This is a genomic window from Phenylobacterium terrae, assembly GCF_042681205.1.
GTDB classification, from domain to species: Bacteria; Pseudomonadota; Alphaproteobacteria; order Caulobacterales; family Caulobacteraceae; genus Phenylobacterium; species Phenylobacterium terrae.
Genome location: NZ_JBHUEY010000001.1, coordinates 566,067 through 592,607 on the forward strand (window position 1 = coordinate 566,067; position 26,541 = coordinate 592,607).

25 protein-coding genes are annotated in these 26,541 nt (G+C 71.6%); 15 read left to right on the forward strand and 10 right to left on the reverse strand.

Annotated features, from left to right (window positions below; genetic code table 11):
- Positions 1 to 6: 6 nt before the first annotated feature.
- The gene (locus ACFSC0_RS02775; protein ID WP_377280637.1) at positions 7 to 903 is read right to left on the reverse strand and encodes a LysR family transcriptional regulator; all 897 of its coding nucleotides are present in this window, start codon (positions 901 to 903) and stop codon (positions 7 to 9) included.
- A 96-nt stretch (positions 904 to 999) separates the two neighbouring features.
- Here ACFSC0_RS02775 and ACFSC0_RS02780 point away from each other — a divergent pair, with 96 nt between their 5' ends.
- Positions 1,000 to 1,896: an aldo/keto reductase family oxidoreductase gene (locus ACFSC0_RS02780; protein WP_377280636.1), complete on the forward strand. Its 897-nt coding sequence runs from the start codon at positions 1,000 to 1,002 to the stop codon at positions 1,894 to 1,896.
- A 3-nt stretch (positions 1,897 to 1,899) separates the two neighbouring features.
- Complete coding sequence (locus ACFSC0_RS02785; protein WP_377280635.1) at positions 1,900 to 2,112, forward strand: tautomerase family protein; 213 nt, start codon at positions 1,900 to 1,902, stop codon at positions 2,110 to 2,112.
- A gap of 78 nt (positions 2,113 to 2,190) precedes the next feature.
- On the opposite strand, the gene ACFSC0_RS02790 is transcribed toward ACFSC0_RS02785, so the two are convergent.
- Positions 2,191 to 3,267, reverse strand: a complete 1,077-nt coding sequence (locus ACFSC0_RS02790; RefSeq protein WP_377280634.1) for an alkene reductase — start codon at positions 3,265 to 3,267, stop codon at positions 2,191 to 2,193.
- 110 nt (positions 3,268 to 3,377) lie between these two features.
- On the opposite strand from ACFSC0_RS02790, the gene ACFSC0_RS02795 reads away from it, so the two are divergent.
- A complete protein-coding gene (locus ACFSC0_RS02795; protein ID WP_377280633.1) occupies positions 3,378 to 4,292 on the forward strand; it encodes a LysR family transcriptional regulator in 915 nt (304 codons plus the stop codon).
- Positions 4,293 to 4,347: 55 nt separating this feature from the next.
- Here ACFSC0_RS02795 and ACFSC0_RS02800 read toward each other — a convergent pair whose 3' ends face one another.
- Positions 4,348 to 4,797 (reverse strand): RrF2 family transcriptional regulator, encoded by a 450-nt coding sequence (locus ACFSC0_RS02800; RefSeq protein ID WP_377280632.1) that lies wholly within the window; start codon positions 4,795 to 4,797, stop codon positions 4,348 to 4,350.
- A gap of 96 nt (positions 4,798 to 4,893) precedes the next feature.
- Here ACFSC0_RS02800 and ACFSC0_RS02805 point away from each other — a divergent pair, with 96 nt between their 5' ends.
- Complete coding sequence (locus ACFSC0_RS02805; protein WP_377280631.1) at positions 4,894 to 5,802, forward strand: NAD(P)/FAD-dependent oxidoreductase; 909 nt, start codon at positions 4,894 to 4,896, stop codon at positions 5,800 to 5,802.
- Complete coding sequence (locus ACFSC0_RS02810) at positions 5,802 to 6,494, forward strand: class I SAM-dependent methyltransferase (protein WP_377280630.1); 693 nt, start codon at positions 5,802 to 5,804, stop codon at positions 6,492 to 6,494. Before ACFSC0_RS02805 ends, ACFSC0_RS02810 begins: the two co-directional genes overlap by 1 nt.
- Before the next feature lie 7 nt (positions 6,495 to 6,501).
- On the opposite strand, the gene ACFSC0_RS02815 is transcribed toward ACFSC0_RS02810, so the two are convergent.
- Both ACFSC0_RS02815 and ubiG read right to left on the reverse strand, forming a co-directional pair.
- On the reverse strand, positions 6,502 to 7,305 hold the full coding sequence (locus tag ACFSC0_RS02815; RefSeq protein WP_377280629.1) for an FkbM family methyltransferase: 804 nt from the start codon (positions 7,303 to 7,305) through the stop codon (positions 6,502 to 6,504).
- Between the two features lie 27 nt (positions 7,306 to 7,332).
- A complete protein-coding gene (gene ubiG, locus ACFSC0_RS02820) occupies positions 7,333 to 8,085 on the reverse strand; it encodes a bifunctional 2-polyprenyl-6-hydroxyphenol methylase/3-demethylubiquinol 3-O-methyltransferase UbiG (protein WP_377280628.1) in 753 nt (250 codons plus the stop codon).
- 113 nt (positions 8,086 to 8,198) lie between these two features.
- Here ubiG and ACFSC0_RS02825 point away from each other — a divergent pair, with 113 nt between their 5' ends.
- Positions 8,199 to 9,083, forward strand: a complete 885-nt coding sequence (locus ACFSC0_RS02825; RefSeq protein WP_377280627.1) for a hypothetical protein — start codon at positions 8,199 to 8,201, stop codon at positions 9,081 to 9,083.
- Here ACFSC0_RS02825 and ACFSC0_RS02830 read toward each other — a convergent pair.
- Entirely contained in the window at positions 9,062 to 10,279 is a 1,218-nt protein-coding gene (locus ACFSC0_RS02830) for an MFS transporter (RefSeq protein WP_377280626.1), read from the reverse strand. The genes ACFSC0_RS02825 and ACFSC0_RS02830 overlap by 22 nt on opposite strands.
- A gap of 114 nt (positions 10,280 to 10,393) precedes the next feature.
- On the opposite strand from ACFSC0_RS02830, the gene ACFSC0_RS02835 reads away from it, so the two are divergent.
- The 3 genes from ACFSC0_RS02835 (at position 10,394) to ACFSC0_RS02845 (ending at position 12,818) form a co-directional block, all read left to right on the forward strand.
- The gene (locus tag ACFSC0_RS02835; RefSeq protein ID WP_377280625.1) at positions 10,394 to 11,005 is read left to right on the forward strand and encodes a TetR/AcrR family transcriptional regulator; all 612 of its coding nucleotides are present in this window, start codon (positions 10,394 to 10,396) and stop codon (positions 11,003 to 11,005) included.
- Between the two features lie 78 nt (positions 11,006 to 11,083).
- Positions 11,084 to 12,331 (forward strand): aspartate kinase, encoded by a 1,248-nt coding sequence (locus tag ACFSC0_RS02840; RefSeq protein ID WP_377280624.1) that lies wholly within the window; start codon positions 11,084 to 11,086, stop codon positions 12,329 to 12,331.
- A gap of 61 nt (positions 12,332 to 12,392) precedes the next feature.
- Positions 12,393 to 12,818, forward strand: a complete 426-nt coding sequence (locus tag ACFSC0_RS02845) for a hypothetical protein (protein ID WP_377280623.1) — start codon at positions 12,393 to 12,395, stop codon at positions 12,816 to 12,818.
- Between the two features lie 148 nt (positions 12,819 to 12,966).
- Here ACFSC0_RS02845 and ACFSC0_RS02850 read toward each other — a convergent pair whose 3' ends face one another.
- Genes ACFSC0_RS02850 through ACFSC0_RS02860 form a run of 3 tightly spaced genes read right to left on the reverse strand, consistent with a single transcriptional unit; the run spans position 12,967 to position 15,994 of the window.
- Entirely contained in the window at positions 12,967 to 13,998 is a 1,032-nt protein-coding gene (locus ACFSC0_RS02850) for a copper resistance protein B (protein WP_377280622.1), read from the reverse strand.
- On the reverse strand, positions 13,995 to 15,698 hold the full coding sequence (locus tag ACFSC0_RS02855; RefSeq protein ID WP_377280621.1) for a copper resistance system multicopper oxidase: 1,704 nt from the start codon (positions 15,696 to 15,698) through the stop codon (positions 13,995 to 13,997). Before ACFSC0_RS02855 ends, ACFSC0_RS02850 begins: the two co-directional genes overlap by 4 nt.
- Positions 15,699 to 15,721: 23 nt before the next feature.
- Positions 15,722 to 15,994: a metal-sensitive transcriptional regulator gene (locus tag ACFSC0_RS02860; RefSeq protein WP_377280620.1), complete on the reverse strand. Its 273-nt coding sequence runs from the start codon at positions 15,992 to 15,994 to the stop codon at positions 15,722 to 15,724.
- Positions 15,995 to 16,077: 83 nt separating this feature from the next.
- On the opposite strand from ACFSC0_RS02860, the gene ACFSC0_RS02865 reads away from it, so the two are divergent.
- The 4 genes from ACFSC0_RS02865 to ACFSC0_RS02880 all read left to right on the forward strand — a co-directional run bounded on the left by ACFSC0_RS02865 (position 16,078) and on the right by ACFSC0_RS02880 (position 23,108).
- Positions 16,078 to 18,612, forward strand: coding sequence for a heavy metal translocating P-type ATPase (locus ACFSC0_RS02865; RefSeq protein WP_377280619.1), 2,535 nt, complete (start codon positions 16,078 to 16,080; stop codon positions 18,610 to 18,612).
- Between the two features lie 188 nt (positions 18,613 to 18,800).
- A complete protein-coding gene (gene ptsP, locus ACFSC0_RS02870) occupies positions 18,801 to 21,065 on the forward strand; it encodes a phosphoenolpyruvate--protein phosphotransferase (RefSeq protein ID WP_377280618.1) in 2,265 nt (754 codons plus the stop codon).
- 231 nt (positions 21,066 to 21,296) lie between these two features.
- Positions 21,297 to 22,208 carry a RodZ domain-containing protein gene (locus tag ACFSC0_RS02875; protein ID WP_377280617.1) on the forward strand — a complete coding sequence of 304 codons (912 nt, stop codon included), beginning with the start codon at positions 21,297 to 21,299 and terminating at the stop codon, positions 22,206 to 22,208.
- Positions 22,209 to 22,283: 75 nt separating this feature from the next.
- Positions 22,284 to 23,108, forward strand: coding sequence for a head GIN domain-containing protein (locus ACFSC0_RS02880; protein ID WP_377280616.1), 825 nt, complete (start codon positions 22,284 to 22,286; stop codon positions 23,106 to 23,108).
- Here ACFSC0_RS02880 and ACFSC0_RS02885 read toward each other — a convergent pair.
- Positions 23,105 to 23,461: an AprI/Inh family metalloprotease inhibitor gene (locus ACFSC0_RS02885; RefSeq protein WP_377280615.1), complete on the reverse strand. Its 357-nt coding sequence runs from the start codon at positions 23,459 to 23,461 to the stop codon at positions 23,105 to 23,107. The two genes, ACFSC0_RS02880 and ACFSC0_RS02885, sit on opposite strands and share 4 nt — an antisense overlap.
- Positions 23,462 to 23,622: 161 nt before the next feature.
- Here ACFSC0_RS02885 and ACFSC0_RS02890 point away from each other — a divergent pair, with 161 nt between their 5' ends.
- Complete coding sequence (locus ACFSC0_RS02890; protein WP_377280614.1) at positions 23,623 to 25,293, forward strand: M57 family metalloprotease; 1,671 nt, start codon at positions 23,623 to 23,625, stop codon at positions 25,291 to 25,293.
- A gap of 63 nt (positions 25,294 to 25,356) precedes the next feature.
- On the forward strand, positions 25,357 to 26,496 hold the full coding sequence (gene ispG / locus ACFSC0_RS02895; RefSeq protein WP_377280613.1) for a flavodoxin-dependent (E)-4-hydroxy-3-methylbut-2-enyl-diphosphate synthase: 1,140 nt from the start codon (positions 25,357 to 25,359) through the stop codon (positions 26,494 to 26,496).
- Positions 26,497 to 26,541 lie beyond the last annotated feature (45 nt).

The window sequence follows — 26,541 nt, forward strand, 5'->3', positions numbered from 1 at the left end:
GCCGGGTCACCCCTTGATGTAGTCCAGGAACGCCCGCAGCGGCGGAGGGACGAGGCGGCGGCCGGAGTAGTAGAGGAAGGGGCCGGAGAAGGGCTGCCACCAGTCCTGCAGCACCGGCTCGAGGGCGCCGGTCGCAAGGTGCGGGCGCAGCCAGTCCTCGAACAGCTGGATCACGCCGGCCCCGGCCACGGCCATCTCGACCGCCAGGTCGGTGGCGGCCCCGACCGACACCACCAGCGGCCCCTGCACCTCGACGCGCACCACCTCGCCGTCCCGCTCGAACTCCCACGGGTTGGTCATCGCCCCGCTGGCGAAGCGGCCGATCAGGCAGGCGTGGCCGAGCAGGTCGCGCGGGCGCTCCGGGCGGCCGCGCCGGTCGAGGTAGGCCGGCGCCGCGGCGGTGGCGAACCGCTGGACGCGGGGGCCGATCGGCACGGCGATCATGTCCTGCTCCAGCTTCTCCTCGTATCGGATGCCCGCGTCGCAGCCGGAGGCCAGCACGTCGACGAAGCTCTCCTCGGCGACGACGTCGACCTTGATGTCGGGATAGGCGGCCATGAAGCCGGGCAGGATCGACGGCAGCACGAGCCGGACGGCGACGACGGGCACGTTGAGGCGCAGGGTGCCGGCCGGGCGATCGCGGAAGGCGTTCACCACCTCGACGGCGGCCTCGACCTCGGCCAGGGCGGGCGCCAGGCGCTCGATCAGCCGCGCGCCCGCCTCGGTCGGGGCGACGCTGCGCGTGGTGCGGTGGAGCAGCCGCACGCCGAGCCGCGCCTCGAGCCGCCGTATCGCTTCGCTGAGGCTCGAGGCGCTCAGGCCGCTGGTGCGCGCGGCGCCGCGGAAGCCGCCGGCCCGCACCACCGCAAGGAAGGCGTTCAGGTCGCCGAGATCCGCCTGCATTGTACGATTTTCCGCACGGCCCGTGCGGATAATGTCGGATTATCGCAGCAATCCACAACGCCTAACTGTCGCGTCAGCACAGCAACGGAGGCTGACATGCAGACGATCGACCAGGCTGGAACCTTCAGGCTCGGCGGGCGCGCGGTGAAGCGGCTCGGCTACGGGGCGATGCAGCTCGCAGGGCCGGGGGTGTTCGGCCCGCCCAAGGACCACGACGCGGCCATCGCCGTGCTGCGCGAGGCGGTCGCGCTCGGCGTCGACCACATCGACACCAGCGACTACTACGGCCCGCACCACACCAACCGGATCATCCGCGAGGCGCTCGCGCCCTACCCGGCCGATCTGACGATCGTCAGCAAGATCGGCGCGCGCCGGGGGGACGACGGCGCATGGCTGCCGGCGTTCGGCGCCGATGACCTGGCGCGCGCCGTGGAGGACAACCTGCGCAACCTCGGGCTCGATGCCCTCGAGGTGGTGAACTTCCGGGCGATGCTCGATCCGTACGGGCCGGCGGAAGGCTCGATCGCCGAGCCGATCGAGGCGCTGGCGGGCCTTCAGCGGCAGGGGCTGGTCCGCCACATCGGCGTCAGCAACGTCACCCGCGCCCAGGTGGAGGAGGCGCGGCGCATCGTCGACATCGTCTGCGTGCAGAACCACTACAACCTCGCCCACCGCGGCGACGATGCGCTGGTGGGCGCCCTGGCCGAGGACGGGATCGCCTACGTGCCCTTCTTCCCGCTGGGCGGCTTCAGCCCCCTGCAGTCGACGACGCTCTCGGACGTGGCGCGCCGGCTTCAGGCCACGCCCATGCAGGTGGCGCTCGCCTGGCTGCTGCAGCGGTCGGCCAACATCCTGCTGATCCCCGGGACCTCGTCGATCGCCCATCTGCGCGAGAACATCGCGGCGGCCTCGCTCGTCCTGCCGGCCGACGCCGTCGCCGAGCTCGACGCCATCGGCGCGGCCCATCAGCCTTCGTCCCTCCAGGAGGCCTGACACATGCCGTTCGCCAACATCAAGGTCCCCGAGGCGGCGCTCAGCGGCGCGCAGAAGGAAGAGATCGTCCAGCGCGTGACGGACATGTTCGCCCACTACTTCTCCGAGGCGGCGCGCCCGCACACCATGGTGCTGATCGAGGAGGTCAAGGACGGCGGCTATGGCCGCGCCGGCGAGGTCTTCCGCATCCCCGAGGGCCATCGCGCCGCCGACTGACCGGCGGCGCGGCGGCCTCACCGAAGAGAAGATGGCGGGCCGCCTGAGCCGGGCGGCTCGCCATCGGCGTCTCGCCGCTCAGGCCGCGACGAGCGCACGCCCAAAGGTCGGATAGTCGGTGTAGCCATGGGCCCCGCCGCCGTAGAAGGTGGCGGGGTCGGCCTCGTTCAGCGGCGCGCCGCGCCGGTAGCGTTCGACGAAGTCCGGGTTGGCGAGCGCCCAGCGGGCGACCGGCGCCACGTCGGCGAGCCCCGCCTCGACATCGGCCGCCGCCCGTTCGAGGGGACGGCCGCCCCGCGCCACCAGCAGGGCGTTCGGCCACAGGCGGCGGATCTCGCCGAGCAGCGCCTCGTTCCCGCCCTGCGCGACGTGGAGATAGGCCAGGTCCAGCTCGGCCAGGGCCGGGACCAGGCGCCGGTAGAGCGCCGGCCCTTCCGGCCCCTCGTCGATCCCGCCCAGCGTCGATCCCGGCGAGATGCGGAGGCCGGTCCGCTCGGGCCCGATCGCCTCGCTCACCGCGCGCGCCACCTCGATCGCGAAGCGCATCCGGTTCTCGATCGGGCCGCCGTAGCGGTCCGTCCGCCGGTTGGCGTTGGACGCGAAGAACTGCTGGATCAGGTAGCCGTTGGCGGCGTGGATCTCGACGCCGTCCGCGCCGGCGGCGATCGCCTGCCTTGCGGCGTGGACGAAGTCGCGCACCGTCGCTTCCACCTCGTCCGTGGAGAGGGCGCGCGGCTCGGGGATCTCCTGCAGGCCGGCGGCGGTGAACATCGTCTGGCCCGGCGCGATGGCCGAGGGCGCCACCGGCTGGCGGTGATGCGGGGTGTTGTCCGGATGGGCCATGCGCCCGGCGTGCATCAGCTGCATGAACAGATGGCCGCCCCTGGCGTGGACCGCGTCGGTCACCCGCCGCCAGCCCGCGACGTGCGCCTCGGTGTAGATGCCCGGCGTGTTCAGATAGCCCTGGCCGTCGTCCGACGGCTGGACGCCCTCGGTGATGATCAGCCCAAAGCCTGCGCGCTGGGCGTAGTATTCGGCCGCCAGCGGGCCCGGCGCGCCATCGGCCTGGGCGCGGCTGCGGGTCATCGGCGCCATGGCGAAGCGATGCGCCAGCGCCATGCGGCCGATGCGGATGGGATCCCAGATGCTCGTCATGATCGTCTCCTTGTGAGCCGGGCCCATCGGGGTCTGCGGCTTGCGGAGCTGATCTAGTTCGTTTCAGAATTGCCGATGAGTTGGCAGCTTCTGGACGGAGCGTTCCAAAAATGAGCCAGTGGGACCTGCGGGCGCTGGAGACCTTCAGCGCGGTCGTCCAGGCCGGCGGCGTCGGCAAGGCCGCCCGCGCGCTCGGCCGGCCCAAGGCGACGCTGTCGCGCCAGATCCGCGAACTGGAGCAGAGCCTCGGCGTCCGACTGTTCGAGCGCGGCGCCCGCGACCTGCGGCCGACGGCCGAGGGCCGGCTGCTGCACGAGCGGACCCGCGCGGCGCTGCACGACCTGGGCGAAGCGCGCCAGCTCCTGCTCGACGGCAGCGCCCGCCCGCGCGGCCCGCTGCGCGTCAGCGCGCCGGTGCTGCTCTCCAACCTGTTCCTCGGCAGGCTCGCGGCGGACTTCACCGCACGACATCCCGAGGTGCGGCTCGAGATCGCCGCCGAGGACCGGCCCGTCGACCTGGTGGAGGAAGGCTACGACGTGGCGATCCGCGTCAATCCGGACCCGGCCGCGGACCTGGTGGGCCGCCTCTTCGCCCGCGACGAGCTGCTGGTGGTCGCGCCGGCGGGCTGGCGGCGTCCGCCCGCCGACGACGCCGAGCCGCATCGCGTTCCGGCGGTCGTGAACACCGCAACGGCGCCCGCCGCCGTGTGGCGCTGCGTCGGCCCGGAGGGTGAGCTGCTGGTCGAGGCCGAGCCGCGCCTGCGCCTCTCCTCGCTGCTGATGGTGCGCGACGCCGTCCTCGCCGGCGCGGGCGTGGCCCAGCTGCCGCTCTCGCTCGTGCACGGCGACCTGGCCTCCGGCCGGCTCCAGAGCTGGGGACAGGCGCCGGATCGGACCGTGGAGCTGTGGGCGCTGCATCATTCGCGGCGGCTCGCGAGCCTGAAGATCGCCGCCTTCATCGACTTCATCTGCGATGCCTTCCCCGACCGCACCCTGACCGCGGCGGAGGGCCTCGAGAAGGCCTAGGGCGGGCCGCGTCATCGCCTGGCGCTTCCGCCAAGCCGCCGCCCCTCCAGGCGCGTCAGCCGTCCGGGGCCGCGGCTGAGCGTTCGCGGCAGCGGCGATCGAAGTCGGCGGCGAGGCTGGCGATCGTGACCGTGCCGAAGTGGGCGAGCAGGCGCTGCTCGGCCTCGGCGAGCGCCTGGCCCACGGCCGCGTTGACCGCCTGCTCGACGAGGCAGTCGGGCGCGTCGTCGGCGACGCCGATGGCGAACAGCGTCGGCTCGCCGAGGGCGTCGTAGACGTCCCGGAGCGTGATGCGCTCCAACGGGCGGGAGAGCGCCCATCCGCCGCCGTGGCCCTTCCCGGAGGCGACGAAACCCCGGTCCCGCAGGCCGGCCATCGTCCGGCGCACCACCACCGGATTGGTGTTGAGCATTCGGGCGATGACCTCGGAGGTCACCGGCCCGTCGTGCCGCGCCATGTGGATGAGCACGTGGAGCATGCGTGAGAGGCGACTGTCTGTGCGCATGCCGCTTCCTACACCCTGACATCACGAAACAAAAGAAGTTGCAGAAGGTCAGCCAAGCTCGCATATGTAACACCTGCAGATACATGAGGTGCGGACGTGCTCTATGACGTGATCATCGTGGGCGGCAGCTTCGCCGGGCTGTCCGCCGCCATGCAGCTGGCCCGGGCGCAGCGCAGGGTGCTGCTGGTGGACGCCGGCCGCCCGCGCAACCGGTTCGCCGAAGCTTCTCACGGCTTCCTGGGCCAGGACGGGGCGGCGCCCGCCGCCATCGTGCGGGAGGGGCTGCGGCAGCTCTCGGCCTACCCGACGGTGGATTTCGTCGACGGCCAGGCTGTGGCGGCGCGTGCAGCCGGCGAGGCGTTCGCGGTGGACCTGGGCGAGGCCGGCGTCGCCGAGGGGCGGCGGCTGGTGCTGGCGACCGGGCTGATCGACGACCTGCCGCTGCCTTCGATGCCGCTGCGCTGGGGCGTCAGCGTGCTGCACTGCCCTTATTGCCACGGTTACGAGGTGCGCGGGCGGCGCCTCGCGGTCATCGCCAACCACCCGATGGCGGCGCACCAGGCGATGCTGCTCCCCGACTGGGGCCCCACCACCTTCTTCACCCAGGGCGAGTTCGAACCGACGGAGGCCGAAGCCGCCCAGCTGTCGGCCCGTGGCGTTGCGATCGAGCGCACCCCGGTGGTCGAGCTGCTGGGCGATGCGCCCCGGACGGAGGCCCTGCGGCTCGCGGACGGACGTGCGATCGCGGCCGACGCCGTCTTCACGGCGCCGCGGACCCGGGTGGCCAGCCCGCTGGCCGAACAGCTCGGCTGCGCCTTCGAGGCCGGCCCGACCGGGCCCTTCATCGAGGTCGACGGCGCCAAACAGACGAGCGTCCCCGGGGTGTTCGCCGCCGGCGATGCGGCGCAGGCCATGCACAATGCGACCCTCGCGTCGGCGGCGGGCGTGCTCGCGGGCGTGTCGGCCCACCGGTCCCTGGTGATGGCGCAGGCGGGATCTCGATAATGGGCCGCTCTTCGGACCCGACCGCCCAGCCGTTCAGCGACCCGAAGCTGGTCTCCGCGTACGCCGAAGACACCCCGCGCAAGGTGCCGGGCCTCGCCGACCTCCATCGGATGGCGATGCTGCTGCTGGCCGAACGCGCCCCGGCCGGGGCGGAGATCCTGGTCCTGGGCGCGGGCGGCGGCCTTGAACTGAAGGCGTTCTCAGAGGCCCAGCCGTCGTGGCGCTTCGTCGGCGTCGATCCGTCCGCCGAGATGCTGGAACTGGCGAGGCGAATCCTCCCGCCCCACGAGTCTCGGGTGCGGCTGCAGCTTGGCTACGTGGACGATGCGCCCGCCGGGCCCTTCGACGGCGCCGTCTGCCTGCTGGTGCTGCACTTCCTCTCCAGGGACGAGCGGCTGCATGTGCTGAAGCAGCTGAGGCGACGCACCCGACCTGGAGCGCCCCTGGTGGTGGCCCACCACGGGCTTCCGGCTCGCGGCGAGGCGGCGCGCTGGCTGTCGCTGTCGGCCGCCTTCGCCGATCGCTCAGGCGCCGACGCCGCCCGTTCGGCCGCGTCGGGCGCGCTGATGGCCGAGCGCCTGCAGGTCCTCTCCGACCCGGAGGAAGAGGAGCTCCTCCGGGAAGCCGGCTTCTCCGGGATCGCCCTCTTCTACGCCGGGTTGTCCTTCCGCGGCTGGGTCGCCGTGGCGTGACGGACGACTAGGCCGCCATCCGCGCCTTGAACACCCCGTCCGGCAGCCGCGCGGCGCGGGACGGGTGGATGAAGAAGTAGTCCTTCCACGGCAGGTCCGGCACCACCGTCGTGCGCTCCTCCAGCCGGTCGCCGTTGAGGGCGAACATGCGGTAGCCGCGCGAGCGGAAGACGTCGACGACGTCCTCGGCGCAGGCGTCGAAGCGGCCTTCGAGCATGGCCGGGTGGATCTCGACGAGGACGTGGGGCAGGTCGCGCTCGATGACGCCCTCGGCGCCCTTCAGGGCGCGCAGCTCGGCGCCTTCGATGTCCATGCGGATGAAGTCGACCTTGTTGAGGTCGTGGGCGGCGCAGTAGTCGTCGAGGGTGACGACGGGGGTGGGCTGGATCTCCGAGCCCACGTCCTGCAGGTCCGGGCGCACGGCGCCGGCCGGCCGCTCCTCGGCGACGAAGGCGTAGGCCCGGCCCATCCGGCCGGAGGTCTTCTTGGGCGTCACCAGCAGCAGCTCGCCGGGGCGGTCGGAGACGGCGGCGTGCACCGGCGTCACCCGGTCGGCGATGCCGTGCCAGACGAGGCAGGTCTTCAGCACCTCGAAGGTGAAGGCCGAGGGCTCGAAGGCGTGGATGCGGGCCCGGGGGGCGACCTTGGTCATGACGTAGGAGTGGCGGCCGTCGCTGGCGCCCACGTGCAGGCACACCGGCGCGCCCGACAACAGGTCGGCGATGTAGGGCGTCTCGGGCTCGTGCTTGGCCCAGCGCAGGTTGCGTCGCCACGCGCGGAAGGCGTGGCCGAGCACGCGGATCGACGGCATGCAGACTCCTATCGGACAGGCCGCTCCTTAAGCCGCGGGCCGTGTCACCGTCATCATATAGTTCACGTCCGTGTCATTGGACCGCGACCAGCGGCCGCTGAGCGGGTTGAAGGCGACGCCGAACGGGCCCGCCACCTCCACCGGCGCGCCGTCGAGGAAGCCGCGCACCTCCTCCGGCCGCAGGAACTTGCGCCAGTCGTGGGTGCCGGCCGGGAGCCAGCGCAGCACGTACTCGGCGCCGACCTTGGCCAGCGCCAGGGCCTTCAGCGTGCGGTTGAGGGTGGCGACGATCATCAGGCCGCCGGGGGCCAGCAGGGCCGCGCAGGTGCGCAGGTATTCGCCCGGGTCCACCACGTGCTCGATGACCTCCATGTTGAGGATCACGTCGAAGGGCCCGGCGCCCTCGGCCAGCAGCTGCTCGGCGGTGGCGACGCGGTAGGTCACCGGCAGGCCCTGCTCGGCCGCGTGGGCCGAGGCCGTCGCCACGTTGCGCTCGGAGGCGTCGACGCCGAGGACCTCGAAGCCCAGGCGGCACATGGGCTCGGAGAGCAGACCGCCGCCGCAGCCGATGTCGAGCAGCTTCAACCCCTCGAACGGGCGGCGCGCGGCCGGATCGCGGCCGAACCGCTCCAGCGCCTGCTCGCGGATGAAGGCCAGGCGGACGGGGTTGAACCAGTGCAGCGGCGCGAACTTGCCGTTTGGGTCCCACCACTCGGCGGCGATGCGCGAGAAGCGCTCGACGTCGGCCGGGTCGATGCTCGAGGAGGCTGTGCTCGTCATGGCTCCTGCATAGTGGAGAACCGGGCCGGCGCGAAGGCGTGCGGACCCGCATATGACGCCCATGCCGACCTGAGGTAGCATCTGAGCGGACCTGGGCCTTGGGGGAGGCGGCGATGGCGGAGATTTCGGTCGGCCGGGCGGCGGGGGCGGGCCTGCGGCTGATCCGCCGCGAGCCGAAGGCGGTGCTGGGCTGGGCGGGGCTCTACCTGGCGGCGGCCGCGATCACGATGGCCCTGTTCGGCGCGATCTTCGGCCAGTTCTTCACCACGCTGGCGCGGGACGCCGAGCCGGATCCGGCCGTCCTGATGGGCCTGAACGCGCAGATGATGGCGCTGCAGCCGCTGGTGTGGCTGGGCGCGATCGTCTTGCAGACGGTGCTGATGGCCGCCGTCTTCCGCGCCGTACTGCAGCCGGAGGAGCGGCGCTGGGCCTACCTGCGGCTCTCCGGTCAGGAGCTGTGGCTGGGGCTAGTCTACCTCGTCCTGTCGTTCGGGATCTCGATCGTCGCGATGATGTTGCTGTTCCCGGTGGTGGGGCTGGCCGTGTTCCTCGGCTACCTTTTCCGGGACGCGCTCGGGCCCTGGGGCATGGTGCTGATCGGCGGCCCGACCCTACTGCTGTTCATGGGCGCGGTGGTCTGGCTGATGCTCCGGCTGTGCCTGGCCTATCCGATGAGCTTCGCCGACCGGAACTTCCGGCTGTTCGAGTCCTGGACCGCCACCCGCGGCCACGCCGGACGGCTGTTCCTCGTCTTCCTGCTGGCGGTGCTGATCGCGCTCGGCGTCCAGCTCGTCGGCTTCGTCATTTGCGCCGGGTTGATGCTGGCGGTGATCGGGCCGAACTGGCAGGCGCTGATGGCCGGCGATCCCCTCCTGCTGCTCCGCACCGTCGGACCGTTTCTGCCCCTCTTCGTGGTCCTGGGCTCGGTCCTGAGCGCCGTGATGGCCGCGATCACCACGGCGCCCCTGGCCGAGGTCTACCGGCAGCTGAGGGGCTGAGCGCCCAGCGCGTCGACCTGGGGTTCTCCCAGCGTCCGCTGCCCCCACGCCATGATGGTCACGGCCGCGCCCGCGGCCCCGACGGACACCCAAAAGCCGTTCCGCGCACCGAAAGCGTCGACCACCCAGCCCGCCACGAACGCGCCTAGAGCCATCCCCATGCCGATGCCGGTCATCACCCAGGTGATGCCTTCCGTCAGGATCTCGGGCGGCACGCGCCGCTCGACCAGGCCGAAGGCCGTGATGAAGGTCGGCGAGATCGCCACGCCGCTGAGAAAGATGGCGGCCGCCAGCGCCGGCACGCTGTCGACCAGCAGCAGGGGCAAGGTGGTGAGCAGGACCACGCCGAGCGCCGCCAGCAATTGGCGCTCGAACGGCGCCTTCAGGTTCAGCGCGCCGAAAATCAGGCCGACGATGAACGAGCCCATCGCATAGACGCCGATCACCAGGCTCGCCGCGCTTGGTTGTCCGAGCTCCGCCGTCAGCGCCACCGTGCTGACCTCGGCCGTTGCGAAGAGGGCGCCGACGAAGACCAGCGCGGCGGTGACGATCTGGACGGGCCGCAGCCGGATGGCCGACCTGCCCCCACCCGTCTCGAGCACGCGAATCCGGGGCTCTGTGCGACGCTGAAGCACGAAGGCCGCCATTCCGACGCTAAGGAAGAGGGTGGAGGCCAGGACCCCGGCCTCGGGGAACAGCGTCACACTCAGCGCCACCGAGAGGGACGCTCCGGCGATGTAGACCAACTCGTCAGCGACCGACTCGAAGGCGAAGGCTGTGTTCAGCTCCGGCCGGCCGCGGAACACCTCGGTCCAGCGGGCGCGGACCATGGCCGGCATGCTGGGCATCGCGGCGGCGAGCAGGGCTGAGGCGAACAGGGTCCAGATCGGCCAGTCGAATCGAGCAGACAGCATGAGGAAGCCGAAGGCGGCGACCGAGATCGCCGCTGTCGGCGTCAGCACGCGGCTCTGGCCGAACCGGTCGACGAGACGCGAGATCTGCGGTGCGGCGACGGCGTTGGTGAAAGTGAATGCGGCGGCGACGGCGCCCGCCAGCCAGTAGCCGCCGTGGCTCAAGGACAGCATGGTCACAATGCCGATCGGCGCCATCGCAATCGGCAGGCGGGCGAGGAAGCCTGCGGCGGCAAAGCCCTTCGTGCCGGCGGGTCGAAAGATCTCGCTGTAGGCCTTCAACATGCTCCGACCTCCTGGCGGCGATCGCCGCGCTGGATTACATACGCCTCGTATGTGTCTGAGTTGGTCACATACGCGACGTATGTCAATGGGCCGTACTGTGATTGGGAGCAGGAGATGTCGCGCAAGCCGCGCTCCGAAATGATCGCCGAGACCCGCGCCAAGTTGATCGCAGCGGCCCGCAAGGCCTTCGGCGAGCTTGGCTATGCGGAGGCGTCGATGGACGACTTCACGGCCGAGGCGGGCCTGACGCGAGGGGCGCTCTACCACCACTTCGGCGACAAGAAGGGGCTTCTGGAGGCGGTGGTTGTGCAGCTCGACGCCGAGATGGCCGAGCGGCTGGCGGCGATCTCCGCCTCGGCGCCAACCCGATGGGAGGCGCTGGTCCAGGAGAACGTCGGTTATGTGGAGATGGCTCTGGACCCCGAAATCCAGCGGATCCTGCTGCGTGACGGCCCGGCTGTGCTGGGCGATCCGTCGGGGTGGCCGAGCGCGGCTGGCTGCATAGCCGCTATCCGCAAGCACCTGGAGGAACTGCAGGCGGACGGCGTCGTCAGGGACGACATCGACGCCGGCGCCGCCGCTCGGCTGATCTCCGGAGCCTCGACGGACGCTGCGCTCTGGATCGCCAACGCCCCCGACCCTGAGGCGGCGTCGCAGAAGGCGATCCCGGCGTTCAAGGCGTTGTTGAACGGCCTGCTGCGCCAGACGCCGACAAGTCCCACGTAGCCGACGCCTGACCATTGCCCCGGCAGAGCGGCGTCGCTAGAAGGCGCGCACTTCGCAAGGACGGGGGGCCAAGGCGGCGTGTCGCGGCTGGTCATGAAATTCGGCGGCACCTCGGTGGCCGACCTGGAGCGTATCCGCCGGGTGGCGCGGCTGGTGGCCGCCGAGGTGGAGTCCGGCAAACAGGTGGCGGTGGTGGTCTCGGCCATGGCCGGCAAGACCAATGAGCTGGTCGCCTGGACCGATGGCGCCGGCGCGGCCGCGCAGGGCATCCCCGAGAGCGACGACGAATACGACGTGGTGGTGGCCTCCGGCGAGCAGGTGACCGCCGGGCTGCTGTCCATGACCCTGCGCAACATGGGCCTGCGCGCCCGCTCCTGGCTGGGCTGGCAGATCCCGATCATCACCGACGAGGCGCACGGCAAGGCGCGGATCGACGAGATCCCGCCGGAGAAGCTGGCTGCGGCGCTGGACGGCGGCGAGGTGGCGGTAATCGCCGGCTTCCAGGGCGTCGACCGCCAGGGCCGCATCGCCACCCTGGGCCGCGGCGGCTCGGACACCAGCGCGGTGGCGATCGCCGCCGCGCTCGAGGCGGCCTGCGACATCTATACGGACGTCGACGGCGTCTACACCACCGACCCGCGCATCGAGGCCAAGGCGCGTCGGCTGGCCAAGATCTCCTACGAGGAGATGCTGGAAATGGCCTCGCTGGGCGCCAAGGTGCTGCAGACCCGCTCGGTCGAGCTCGCCATGGCCTACAAGGTGCCGGTGCGCGTGCTTTCGAGCTTCGTGGAGCCGGGCGAAGCGACAGGCGCAGGCACCATCGTGTGCGACGAGGAGGAGATCGTGGAAAAGCGCATCGTGAGCGGGGTCGCCTACAGCCGCGACGAGGCCAAGATCAGCCTCTTCGGCCTGCCGGACCATCCGGGCGTGTCCAAGGAGATCTTCGGCCGGCTGGCCGACGCCAACGTCAACGTCGACATGATCGTCCAGAGCCATGCCCGCACCGCGGACACGGCCAACATGGAGTTCACCGTCGGCAAGCGGGACGCAGCGAGGGCCGTGGAGATCGTCCGCGCCGCCCAGCAGGAGATCGGCTTCGACGACGTGCATGTCGACGAGGAGGTCGCCAAGGTCTCGGTGATCGGGGTCGGCATGCGCAGCCACGCGGGCGTCGCCAAGACCATGTTCGGGGCGCTGGCCGAAAAGGGCGTCAACATCCAGGTGATCTCCACCAGCGAGATCAAGATCAGCGTGCTGATCGACGCCGCCTACACCGAGCTGGCCGTTCGCGCCCTGCACGCCGCCTACGGCCTGGACCAGCTCTGATTTAGCGGAACACCGTTCTCCCGCAGGGGTTCTAACGCGGAACCGCAACGGGAGACCGAAGATGAGACTGCACGCAGGTCTGGGCGCGGCCGCCGCGGCCCTGCTGCTGGCCGCCCCGGCGGCTGCGCAGGACGTCCCCTCCGCGCCGAAGTTCGACGACAGCCAGCCGATGAACGCCGGCGCGGGCGCGAGCCAGGCCGGCCAGGCGAGGGCGGGCGTCACCGCCACCGGCACGCCGGCCGACGCGGCCCACAACGCCCTGCAGTATCCGACGCTGCGCCAGGACGCCCTCGTTCAGGATCCGGCCGGCGCGCGGATCGGCGTGATCACCCAGGTCATCGACCGCGACGGCCCGACGGAGGCCTACGCCGTCGTCCGCACCGGCGACCGGCGCGTCCGCATCCCGGCCAGCAAGCTGCGGGCCGCGGGCGAGCGCTACGTGCTGGACGACGTGGCCTGGCTGCGCGTGGCGCCGCCGGCGGATTGATGACCTCTCCCCGCTCGCGGGGAGAGGGTTGGGTGAGGGGCGCGCGGCGAAGCCGCGCCCGTCGCGAAGGGGCGGACATCCGTCTTGGCGCAGAGTCCCCCCTCACCCTACCCTCTCCCCCCGCTGCGCGGGGGGAGAGGTCTAAGACTCAGAACATCGCCTGCAGGCCGATCACGGCCCGGGTGTCGCGCACGTCCTCGCCGTGGGCGCGGGCGTGGTCGGCCGTGCCGCCGACGGCCCGTTCGTGGACGACGCCGACGTAGGGGGCGAAGGCCGGCGTCAGGTGGTAGCGCAGGCGAAGGCCGAGCTCGAGGTCCGAGAGGCCGGATCCGACGCCGATCGCCTCATCGTCCTGGGCCGCCAGGTTCACCTCGGCGCTGGGCTGCAGGACCAGCCGCTGGGTCAGCCGGAAGTCGGTGGACGCCTCCAGCCGCGCCGAGAGCTTGCCCGCGTCCGACAGGAAGGCGGCGGCCGAGAGCTCCACCCAGTAGGGCGAGACGCCCTCGACGCCGAGGGTGGCGTAGGTGCGGCGCGGCCGCGGCTCGAAGTCCTGGCGCACGCCGGCGCGCAGGTTGAAGTAGGGGCTCACCGCCCGCCGCCACAGCGCCTGCACCTCGAAGTGCTCGGGCCGCTCGCCCGAGCGCCCCTCCCCTTCCGAGGCCAGCACGAAGCGGTTGATGTCGCCGCCGTACGAGACCTCGCCGTCCCAGGCGTAGCCGTCGCCGTCGGACGAGGGCCGCGCCTCGAGCGTCTCCACGACCACCTGGGGCCAGCGGATGTCGCCGTGCTCGGCCCGCAGCTGCGCCCGCGCGGCGGCCATCTCCTGAGGCGACCAGACGGTGTCGGCGGCGTGGTCGCCCGGGGGCGGCGGCGCGGGCGCGGACGGCGGCGGCATGTCGTGGCCGGCGTGCGGATCAGCGGGCGTCGCGTGACCGTGGTGGCCGGCGTGCGGGTCGGCCGGGGCTTGCGGCATGGCGTGACCCGCGTGCGGATCGGCAGGCGCCGCCGGCATGGCGCGCCCGGCATGCGGGTCGGCGGGAGGCGTCGGCATGACATGACCCGCGTGCGGGTCGGCCGGCGCCCCGTGGCCGTGGTGGCCGGCGTGCGGGTCCGCTTGCTGGGCCAAGGCGGGCGTGGCCAGCGCCAGGGGCGCCAGCGCGATCAGGGCCAGGCGCCTCATGCCGCGCCCTCCGCCAGCGGCCGCACGGTGACGACGTTGAACATGCCGGCGTGCATGTGCAGCAGCATGTGGCAATGGAAGGCCCAGTCGCCGGGCTCGCTGGCGGTCAGGTCGAAGCTGAGCTTGCCGCCCGGCTTGACGTTGACCGTGTGCTTGCGCGGCTGGCGCTCGCCGTGGCCGTTGACCAGCTCCACGAAGTGGCCGTGCAGGTGGATCGGGTGGTTCATCATGGTGTCGTTCACCAGGGTCACCCGCACCCGCTCGCCCAGGTGGAAGGGGATCGGGTCGACGAGCTCGGAGAACTTCTTGCCGTCGAAGCCCCACATGAACCGCTCCATGTTGCCGGTCAGGTGGATCTGGAGGGTGCGTGAGGGCGGCCGCGCGTCGGGGTTCGGCGTCAGCGCCACGAGGTCGGTGTAGACCAGCACCCGGTGGGGGACGTCCTCCAGGCCCGTGCCGCGGTCCGCGGTGCGGTCCACCGGCATCGGCGAGATCATCTGCACGCCGGGGCCGGTCTTCACCTGCGGCGCGTTGGCCGGGTCGAGCATCGACATGCTGTGGCCGGCGTGGGCGCCGTGCCCGGCCCCGTGGTCGCCCATGCCCATGTCCTTCATGCCCAGCACCGGCCGCTTACGCAGCGGCGGCGCCGCCGCGGCCATCCCGGCGCGCGGCGCGAGCGTTCCCAGCGCCATGCCCGAGCGGTCCGCCGCCTCGGCGACGAAGGCGTAGGCGACGTCCTCGCGCGGCTGGACGATGACGTCGTAGGTCTCGGCGTTGGAAATCTGCAGCTCGTCCACCTCGATCGGGACGACGTCCTGGCCGTCGGCCTGGACGACGGTCATCGGCAGGCCCGGGATGCGGACGTTGAAGATGGTCATGGCCGCGGCGTTGATGATCCGCAGCCGCACCCGCTCGCCCGGACTGAAGAGGCCGGTCCAGTTCGCCCGCGGCGAGGCGCCGTTGACCAGGTAGGTGTAGGTCGAGCCGCTGACGTCGAGGATGTCGGTGGGGTCCATCCGCATGCCGGCCCAGGCGATGCGGTCGGACAGCTTCTGGTCCTCGCCGGCGAGCAGGCCGGCGATGGTCTGCTTCTGGCGGTTGAAGTAGCCGGGCTGCATCTTCAGCCGCCGCAGGATCTCATGCGGGTGCATGAAGCTGTGCTCGGAGAGCACGATCACGTGCTCGCGGTCGTAGGGGTGGGGCTCGGCGCCGGCGGGATCGATGACCAGCGGGGCGTAGTGGCCCATCAGCTCCTGCAGCCCCGAGTGGCTATGGTACCAGTAGGTGCCCGCGTGCCGGACCGGGAAGTCGTAAACGAAGGTCTCGCCCGGCCGGATTCCCGGAAAGCTGACGCCCGGCACCCCGTCCATCTGGAAGGGCACCAGAAGGCCGTGCCAGTGGATCGAGGTGTCCTCGTCCAGCCGGTTGGTCACGGCGATGCGGGCGCGCTGGCCCTCCTTCAGCCGGATCAGCGGGCCCGGCACCTGGCCGTTGATGGCGATGGCGTGGGCGGGGCGGCCGTCGATGCGCAGCGGCGCATGGCCGATGGTCAGCGCGATTTCGTCGCCGGAGAGCGCCTGCGGCCCGGTCTGGCCGCGGGCCCAGCCGGGCGCGACGGCGCTCAGGGCGGCCGCGCCGCCAAGGGCGGTTGCGCCGCGCAGCAGCTGGCGGCGGTCGATGGGATGTGCGCCGGGGCGCATGGATGTGTCCTCTTACTCTTACCTCAGCGGGCGCGCTCGAGGACCTGGATCAGCTCCTCGGCCTTCTTGCGCTGTTCGGCCTCGTCGCCGCTGACCATCGCCCCCACGATGCAGTGGTTGAGGTGGTCGCGGAGCAGCTCGGTCTCGACCTTGGCCAGGGCCGCGCGCACCGCCTGGATCTGCGTCAGCACGTCGATGCAGTAGCGGTCCTCCTCCACCATCCGGGCGACGCCCCGCACCTGGCCTTCGATACGGTTCAGGCGGTTGAGCAGCTTGGGCTTGTTCTCGCGGTTCATCGGCGCGCCTCCTGGCCAGGAACATATACCCTCAGGGGGTAATTGCAATATGCCCCGCGGGGGTATATCTGCTGGACCTGCCGATGCCCCGAGGGGGTATCTTCCCGATCCTGGAGGCGGCGATGCCGACCAAGCCCCACGACCACCATCACGCGCATGGCGAAGCCTGCCATCACGATCACGCGGACGCGGGCAAGGTGCTGGACCCGGTCTGCGGCATGACCGTCGATCCCGCCAGGACGGCGCACCACGCCGAGCACGACGGGCGGGCGTTCCACTTCTGCTCGGCCGGCTGCAAGACGAAGTTCGAGGGCGATCCCGACAAGTACCTGCAGGTGGAGGATCCGGTCTGCGGCATGACCGTCGATCCGACCAAGACGCCCCACCACGCCAAGCACGGGGGCCGCGCCTTCCACTTCTGCTCGGCCGGCTGCAAGACGAAGTTCGAGGCCGATCCCGAAACCTACCTGAACAAGGACGGCCGCAAGGCGCCCGAGGCGCCGGCGGGGACCATCTACACCTGCCCGATGCACCCGGAGGTGCGGCAGGTGGGGCCGGGCAGCTGCCCGATCTGCGGCATGGCCCTGGAGCCCGAGCTCTTCACCGCCGACGCCGAGCCCAATCCGGAGCTGAAGGATTTCGGCCGCCGGTTCTGGATCGGCCTGCTGTTCGCCCTGCCGGTGTTCGCCCTGGAGATGGGCGGCCACCTCACGGGCCTGACCATGCGGCTGGGCGCCCAGACCTCCAACTGGCTGCAGCTCCTGCTCGCCACGCCGGTGGTGCTGTGGTCCGGCTGGCCGTTCTTCGAGCGGGGCGCCCGCTCGCTCGTCAGCCGCAACCTCAACATGTTCACCCTGATCGCCATGGGCGTCGGGGTGGCCTACGTCTACAGCCTGATCGCAACGGTCGCGCCGGGCCTGTTCCCGGACGCCTTCCGCCGGGCCGACGGCTCGGTCCCGATCTACTTCGAGGCGGCGGCGGTGATCACCGTCCTGGTGCTGCTGGGACAGCTCTTGGAGCTGCGGGCCCGCGAGCAGACCTCGGGCGCCATCCGCGCCCTCCTCGACCTCGCCCCCAAGACCGCCCGGCGGGTGCGGGACGACGGCTCCGACGAGGAGGTCACCCTGGACCAGATCGCCGTCGGCGACCGGCTGCGCGTGCGTCCCGGCGAAAAGGTCCCGGTGGACGGCGAGCTGGTCGAGGGCCGTGTGGCCATCGACGAGTCCATGGTCACCGGCGAATCCATGCCGGTCACCAAGGAAGCCGGCGACAAGGTCGTCGGCGGCTCGATCAACAAGACCGGCGGCTTCGTCATGCGGGCCGAGAAGGTCGGCGCCGACACCCTGCTCTCGCAGATCGTCCAGATGGTCGCCCAGGCCCAGCGCAGCCGCGCGCCGATCCAGCGGCTGGCCGACCTGGTCTCCGGCTGGTTCGTGCCGGCGGTGATCGCCGTCGCGGCCGTGGCCTTCGTCGTCTGGAGCCTGTTCGGGCCGGAGCCCAGGTTCAGCTTCGGCCTGGTGGCGGCCGTCTCGGTGCTGATCATCGCCTGTCCGTGCGCCCTGGGCCTGGCGACGCCGATCTCGATCATGGTCGGCGTCGGGCGCGGCGCCCGCGCCGGCGTGCTGATCAAGAACGCCGAGGCGCTGGAGCGCTTCGAGCAGATCGACACCCTGGTGATCGACAAGACCGGCACCCTGACCGAGGGCCGCCCGGCGGTGACCGCCATCCGCCCGGCCGCCGGCTTCGACGAGGCCGAGGTCCTGCGCCTGGCCGCCAGCCTGGAGCGGGCCAGCGAGCACCCCCTCGCCGACGCCATCGTCCGCGCCGCGAACGAGCGGGGCCTGGCCCTCGCCCACCCCGCCGACGTCGACTCGCCGGTCGGCAAGGGCGTCGTCGGCATGGTCGACGGGCGCCGGCTGACGATCGGCTCGGGCCGGTTCCTTCAGGAGCAGGGCGTAGACGTCCGCGCGCTCGAGGCGGAGGCCGAGAACCTGCGCGGCGAAGGCGCCACGGCGATCTTCGTGGCCGTGGACGGCGAGGCGGCGGCGGTGGTCGCCATCGCCGACCCGATCAAGGCGACCACCCCGGCCGCGGTTTCGGCCCTGAAGGCCGACGGCCTGCGCCTGGTGATGATGACCGGCGACAACCGCACCACCGCCCTGGCGGTCGCACGGCGGCTGGGCATCGACGAGGTCGAGGCCGAGGTGCTGCCGCAGGACAAGGCCGCGGTGGTCGACAAGCTGCGCGGCGAAGGCCGCAAGGTGGCGATGGCCGGCGACGGCGTGAACGACGCCCCTGCCCTGGCCGCCGCCGACGTCGGGATCGCCATGGGCGCCGGCGCGGACGTGGCCATCGAGAGCGCCGGGGTCACCCTGCTGAAGGGCGACCTGCAGGGGCTGGTGAAGGCGCGGCGGCTGTCGCGGGCGGTGATGCGCAACATCCGCCAGAACCTGTTCTTCGCCTTCGTCTACAACGCCGCCGGGGTGCCGATCGCGGCGGGCCTGCTCTACCCGGTGTTCGGCTGGCTGCTGTCGCCGGCCATCGCCGCCGGGGCCATGGCGCTGTCCAGCGTCAGCGTCGTCGGCAACGCGCTCCGGTTGCGGGCGGCCCGGCTCTGACGGCGCAAACGGCGCAAGCGGCGGGCGAGTTTTTCTGGCGCCGCTTGCGCAAAATGCGAGCAGCTTTCGGGGTCCTGCTGATAGATAGTCTGAGGAGGGCGACGCGCTGACGCACGCGCCGGAAAGGTGTCTCCGATCCGTCGCCGGTGTCTGCTAAGAAGCGGAAGGGACAGGAGGAAACGGCCAAAGTGCCCATCCAAGGCATCGCCATCCGAGGCCAGCGCAGCCTGCTGCGCCAGATCCGGGAAGCCCTCGCCAGCGGCGGCCCGGCCCAGGCGCGCCTGGATATGGTGGTGCGGATCATCGCCCGCTCCATGGTCGCCGAGGTGTGCTCGCTCTACCTGCGGCGCCCGGGCGGCGAGATGGAGCTGTTCGCCACCGAGGGCCTGGAGTCCAAGGCCGTCCACGTCACCCGGCTGAAGCAGGGCGAGGGCCTGATCGGCGAGATCATGCGCCAGGGGCGGCCGCTGAACCTGGCCGACGCGCCCAGCCATCCGGCTTTCTCCTACCGGCCGGAAACCGGCGAAGACCCCTATCACGCCTTCCTCGGGGTGCCGCTGCTGCGCGGCGGCCGGGCGATCGGCGTGCTGGTCGTCCAGAACCGCACCGAGCGGGTCTACACCGAGGACGAGGTCGAGGACCTGCAGATCATCGCCATGGTCCTGGCCGAGATGGTCGCCGCCGGCGAGCTCATCAAGGAAGAGGAACTCAAGGGCGTCGAGCTGGCGCCCCACCGCCCCGAGCGGCTGAAGGGCCAGAAGTTCGCCGAGGGCCTGGCGCTGGGCGTGGCCGTGCTGCACGAGCCGCCGGTCGCCCCCTCCCACCTGCTGGCCGACGACGCCCAGGCCGAGGAACAGCGGCTGAACACCGCCATCGCCGCGCTGCAGGCGCAGATCGACCAGATGCTGGAGGGCCAGCACGGGCTGGTGGAGGCCTCCTACGAGGTGCTCGACACCTACCGGATGTTCGCCCACGACCGCGGCTGGAACCGCAGCCTGGTGGACGCGGTGCGCAACGGCCTGACCGCCGAAGCGGCCGTCGAGCGCGTCCGCTCCGAGCATCGGGCGCGCCTGGGCCAGGCGCGGGACCCCTACCTGCGCGAGCGGCTGCACGATCTGGAGGACCTCAACGACCGGCTGCTGCGGCACCTGGCCGGCGACGGCCACGCCGCCCGCGAGCTGCCGGACGGCGCGATCCTCATCGCCCGCAACCTCGGCCCCGCCGACCTCCTGGAATACGACCGCACCAAGCTGACGGGCCTGCTGCTCGAGGAAGGCTCGGCCGCCAGCCATGCGGCCATCGTCGCCCGCGCGCTGGACATCCCCTGCGTCGGGCGGCTGCCCGGCCTGCGCGACCGGGTGAACGAGGGCGACACGGTCATCGTGGACGCCGAGACCGGCGAGGCCTACCTGCGGCCCCGGCCCGACGTGCGCAAGGCGATCACCGCGCGGATGGAGGTGCGGGCGCAGCGGCGGGCCGAATTCGCCAAGCTGCGCGAGACTCCGGCCTTCACCCGCGACGGCGCCAAGATCACCCTGCTCATGAACGCCGGCCTGGACGTCGACCTCGAGCTGCTGCGGGAGGCGGGCGCCGAGGGCATCGGCCTGTTCCGCACCGAGTTCCAGTTCATGGTCGCCGAGGAGTTGCCGCGGTTCTCCGCCCAGGCCGCCCTCTACGCCCGGGTGATGGACGCCGCCGCCGGGCTGCCGGTGACCTTCCGCACCCTCGACCTCGGCGGCGACAAGGTGCTGCCCTACCTGGAGGCCGAGCGGGAGGACAACCCGGCGCTCGGGTGGCGCGCGATCCGCATGGGGCTGGACCGTCCGGCCCTGCTGCGCCTGCAGCTGCGGGCGCTGATCGCCGCGGCCCGCGGCCGGCCGCTGCGGATCATGTTCCCGCTGGTCGCCACGGTGGACGAGTTCCGCCAGGCCCGCGCCCTGGTGGACCACGAGGTCGCCTGGGCCCAGCGGCGCGGGCGCCCGCCGCCGTCGCGCCTGGACGTCGGCGCGATGATCGAGGCGCCGAGCCTGATCTGGCACCTGGACGCCCTCCTGCCGATGACCGACTTCGTCTCGGTCGGCACCAACGACCTGATGCAGTACCTGTTCGCCGCCGACCGCGGGAACCCGCGGGTGGCCGACCGCTACGACGTGCTCTCGCCGCCGGCGCTCAGGGCGCTGGAAGCGATCCAGCGGGCCTGCGCGGAGACGGGCACGCCGGTGTCGGTCTGCGGCGAAATGGCCGGCCGGCCGCTGGAGGCCTTCGTGCTTGTGGCGCTCGGCTTCGAACAGTTGTCCATGCCTCCGGCCGGGGTCGGTCCGGTGAAGCAGATGGTGCTGTCATGCGATCGGGAGGCGGCCCGCCGGGGGGTCTCGGCGCTGATCAAGGGCGGCGCCGGATCGGTGCGGAACGAGATCGAGACCCTGGCGCGGAAGCTCTATTTGGCGGTGTAGAATCTCGGTTACACTTCGCGACGAACCACCGCATTCCGGCGCGAATGCTGAACCTCTAACCACAACTCTTCGTTAAGATGAAGCTGCTAGGTGGAAATGGGCTCATGGGGACTGGCGGTCGCTGTGCGCTCAGTGGGGGTGACTGATACCATGCCGCTCGATACTGGCGGAGAAATGGACATTTCTTTGCGTGCCCGGACCCGCCGCAGTCCAGCCAAAGTCGAGACCTACATGCCGACGCTTCAAGACGGCCCCGACGTTGGCGAAGCCCTGAAGACCATCCGCGAGTTCCTCGGCCTGTCCTTGGAGGAAGTGGCCGAAAAGACCTGCGTCCGGCGCGCCTATCTCCAGGCGATTGAGGAGATGCGGCTCGAGGCCCTCCCCTCACGTCCGTTCACCATCGGCTATATTCGCGCCTACGCCAACGCGCTGGGCCTGGACGGCGAGGCCGCCGTCGCCCGCTTCAAGCGCGACGAGCCTGCGCCCGACAACGCCCTGCCCGAGCCGGTGGGCGTGCAGAAGGAGCGCGATCCGCGGTTGGGCCTGTTCGCCACCGCCTTCGGCGTCGTCTTGGCCGCCGTGCTGGCCTGGAACCTGGTGCAGCGGGCCATGACCCAAGAGGAGGCGCCCGTTGAGGCCGCCCCCGCCAAGGCCGTGGCCACCATCGTCGCGCCGGTCCCGCAGGGCCCGGTGGAGCTCGGCGCGCCCTTGCCGGCGCCGGTGGAGTCCACCACGCCCGCGCCTTACGAAACCCCCGGCCTGGCGGCCGCCACGGCCGCCGGCGGCAGCCTGCCCGAGAGCGACCCCACCAAGCTGCCCAGCGCCACGTCCGCGGCGACCGCGGTGCACGCCCAGCCGCTGCCGGCGGTCTTCACGCCGAAGGGGCCGGTGCACGGCGCCTCGGCAGGGGCCTCGGTCGTCACCCTGCAGGCGGTGCGCGGCGGCTCGGTCATCATCCGCGGCGCCGACGGCAAGGTCTATTTCGCCCGCCAGCTCTCGGCCGGCGAAGCGTACCGCGCCCCGGCCATCTCCGGCCTGACGGTGGACGTCTCCGACCCCACCGCCTTCCAGGTGTTCGTGGCCGGCCAGAGCCGCGGGCTGCTGCCCCAGGCCCAGACCCCGCTCTCCAAGATCTCCAACTAACGCGGCGCCCGCCGACGGATTTTGCACCCGGCCGATCCTGCGCTACTACACGTGTAGTTTCACAGGAGCGGGGGCGTGCCCAACATTCTCCGTCGGGGCTGCCCGTGGATCATCGCGCTCGCCCTCGCCGCCTGCGGCCCCTCGGCCCGTCTGCCGCCGCCTGAGCCGTCGGGCCGTCCGGCCCTGCGCATCCAGGTGCAGTCGGGGACCGTCGGGGTCGTCAGGGTGGTGGTGATCCCCGAGGACCGCAGCGACATCGCGGTCGAGGGCGGCGCGGCCGGTTTCGCCCTGGCGCGGGAAGGCCAGGCGCTCACCATCAGCGACGGTTTCGACGCCGAGGACGGGCGGAACTGCCCGGAGAGACTTCCTGCGGCGGGGCTGACGACCATCACCGTTCGCACGCCGATGGATGTGGACATCCACGCCCAGGGCGCGGTCCTCGGCGAGGTCGGCCCGGCCAGGGAACTGCGGCTGGCGAGCGGCGGCTGCGGCAGCTGGCGCGCCAGCAGCGCCGCAGCGCCGGCGACGCTCGCCCAGGCAGGCGGCGGGTCGATCGCGCTCGGGGCGGCGCACAAGGGCCTGACCGCCCGGCTGATCGGCGATGGCCGGATCAGCATCGGCGAGGCGCAGGGACCGCTGTCGGCGGATGTGGCGGGTCGCGGGCGGATGTCGGTCGCCGGCGGCGTCAGCCCCCACGCGGGCCTGCGGCTGAAGGGCTCGGGGCAGATCGTCCACTCGGGCCGGATCGGCACGCTGGAGGCCGAGCTGAACGGCTCGGGCCGCATCCACGCCGCGGCCGTGACCGGCCGGGTCAGGAAGATCGTCGGGGGCGCCGGCGAAGTCACCTGGGGGCGGCCCGCGGGGCGGGCCTACTGCGGCGGGTCCGCCTGCTCGCGCTAGCGGACCATGCGCGCCGGCCGCCGCTCCCCGTCGAAGCCGCTGAAGGCGTTCGCGCCGGACGGCGCCAGCAGGATCAGGGTCAGACCGTCCGGGCCGGCGAGCTCAACGCCGTCGGGGACCGGGCGCCACTGGGCTACCGCGAACGGGCAACCGCCCTGCGGCGAGGCGCCGTAGCCCTGAGCCGCCGGCGTCACGGTGAGGCGCAGCTTGCAGGCCGCCCGGCCCTCCACCGTCAGCGTCCAGACGCCCGCCAGCGTCTCGGGCGACATCAGCGCCGGGCTGCGCGCCCCCGCCGGCGGCCCGGCGCAAGCGCCCACCAGCAGGAGGGCGGCGAGCGTGGTTCGAAACCTCATCGAAACCTCTCGCGACTAGAGTCGTCCGCGCGACCTAAGCTTCGAGAATCGTGCGAATAATCGACGCAACGACGTTCGATGCGCTTGTTCGCTCCCCGACCGCGACGTAGCATCGAGGCGCGATCGGGGGACGCACTCAAATACGGCATCATGCGGCTCCCATGTCCTTCGAACGTCTTCCCGACAGCCTGATCCATGCGCGCGTCTGCGCCTGCCCCATGTGCGCGGGGGTGGCGGTCGAGGCAGTTGAGCCTCTGCAACCTGTCGCCTTCCTGAACGCCGACGCCCGCGGCGGAGCCGACGGCGGCAAGGTGAGCTACACGGTCGCCCAGGCGGCGAACCAGATCATCCGCGGCGAGCCCGGCTGGGGCTCCATGGGCGTGCCCTTCACCGTCACCTACGGCTTCCGGGCCGATGCGCCGGCCAAGATGCCGGACGACACCAGCGGCTTCTCGCGCTTCAACTTCGCCCAGATCCAGCAGGCCGAACTGGCGCTCGCCGCCTGGTCGGACGTGGCGCGCATCACCTTCGTCCGCGTGGGCGACTACACCAACGACGCCACCATCCTGTTCGCCAACTACGACAGCGGGTCCGACGGCGCCTCGGCCTTCGCCTACTACCCGGGCGGGACCAGCGCGGGCTCGGCCTCGGGCGACGTCTGGATCAACATCAAGTCCGGGTCCAACAGCTCGCCGACCACGTTCAACTACGGCGCGCACGTGCTGGTGCACGAGATCGGCCACACCATCGGCTTGGCCCACCCGTCGGAGTACGACGCCACCGCCGACGCGAACAACACCTACCTGGGTCAGGCCGACTACGCCGAGGACACCCGCCAGTACACGGTGATGAGCTACTTCTCGGAGTTCAACACCGGCGGCAACTTCGGCGGGATGTACGCTGCGGCCCCGATGCTCGACGACATCGCCGCGGCGCAGCTGATGTACGGCGCCAACATGTCCACCCGGACCGGCGACACCGTCTACGGCTTCAACTCCAACGCCGGACGGCCATGGTTCGAGGCGGCCTCGAACCAGCGCGTGGTCTTCGCCGCCTGGGACGCCGGCGGGAACGACACCTTCGACTTCTCCGGCTACGTCTCCAACGCGACGATCGACCTGCGCCAGGGCCACTTCTCCAGCACCGGCGGGCTGCAGGGCAACGTGGCGATCGCCATCGGGACCGACATCGAGAACGGCTTCGGCGGCGCCGGCGCCGACGTCCTCTACGGCAATCACCTCAGAAACGTCCTGATGGGCGGCGCCGGCGACGACAGGATCAGCGGCTTCGGGGGCGAGGATTCGATTTCCGCCGGCTTCGGCAACGACCAGCTGTGGGGCGGCGACGCCTGGGACTACATGCACGGCAACCAGGGCTCGGACACCCTCTGGGGCGGCGAAGGCGGCGACTGGGTGGTCGGCGGCCAGGACGGCGACCTGCTGCACGGCGAGGGCGGCGACGACTACATCGTGGCCAACCTGGCGTCGGACACCGCCTACGGCGGCGACGGGCGCGACACCATCCTGGGCGGCCAGTCGGACGACGTGCTGTTCGGCGAGGCCGGCGACGACTGGCTGCTCGGCGACCGCGGAAACGACCAGCTGACCGGCGGGACCGGCGCGGACACCTTCCACATGATTGCCGCGGGCGGCGTCGACCGGGTGAGCGACTTCAACATCGCCGAGGGCGACAAGGTCACCGTCTCGGGCGCGACCTTCAGCGTCCTCCAGCAGGGCGCCGACACGGTGATCGCCCTGGCCAGCGGCGACCAGATGATCCTGGCGAACGTCAACGCCGGCGCCCTGCCCGCCGGCTCGATCCTGGCCGTCTAAAGGACGGCCGGCCCGCCCGGCCGTCTTTCAGAATTCACACCGAGGGCTTACCTTCCGGCGGTCATGAGCCAGGACCCCAACCATCACCGCCCCTGGCGGGCGATCCACCGCCGCCCGTCGCGCAAGATCCGCGTCGGGAACGTCGAGGTGGGGGGCGATGCGCCCATCACCGTCCAGTCGATGACCAACACGGTCACGGCCGACGCCGGCGCGACCATCGACCAGATCCGCCGGCTGGAGGAAGCCGGGGCCGACATCGTGCGCGTCTCCTGCCCGGACGAGGAGTCGACGGCCGCCTTCAAGGCGATCGCCAAGGCGGCCAAGGTCCCGCTGGTGGCCGACATCCACTTCCACTACCGGCGGGGGATCGAGGCGGCGCAGGCCGGCGCGGCCTGTCTGCGGATCAACCCCGGCAATATCGGCTCGCCCGCCCGGGTGAGGGAGGTCATCCAGGCCGCCCGCGACCACGGCTGCTCGATGCGCATCGGCGTCAACGCCGGCTCGCTGGAGCGCGAGCTGCTGGAGCGCTACGGCGAGCCCTGCCCCGAGGCGATGGTCGAGAGCGCCCTCAACCACGCCCGGATCCTGCAGGACCACGACTTCCACGAGTTCAAGATCAGCGTGAAGGCCTCCGACGCCTTCATGACCGTGGCCGCCTACCAGATGCTGGCCGAGGCCATCGACTGCCCGCTGCACCTCGGCGTCACCGAGGCCGGGGCGACCCGCACCGGCACGGTGAAAAGCGCCATCGGCATCGGCTCGCTGCTGTGGGCAGGCATCGGCGACACCATCCGCGTCAGCCTGGCCGCCGACCCGGTCGAGGAGATCAAGGTCGGGTTCGACATCCTGAAGTCGCTCGGCCTGCGCCACCGCGGCGTCAACATCATCGCCTGCCCGTCCTGCGCCCGGCAGGGGTTCAACGTCATCGAGACGGTGACCGAGCTCGAGCAGCGGCTGGCGCACATCTCCACGCCCATGAGCCTCTCGATCATCGGCTGCGTGGTGAACGGCCCGGGCGAGGCGCTGATGACCGACCTCGGCTTCACCGGCGGCGGCAAGGGGGCGGGCATGGTCTATGTCGCCGGCCGGCCGGACCACAAGCAGGACAACGTCGGCATGGTCGACCACATCGTCGAGCTGGTGGAGGCCCGGGCCGCCGAGATCGAGGCCGCCCGCAAGGTCGAACTGGCGGCCGCCGAATAGCGCTCGGCGAGCGAGGGTTCGTTAACCAAACAGCGAGGGCCCCGG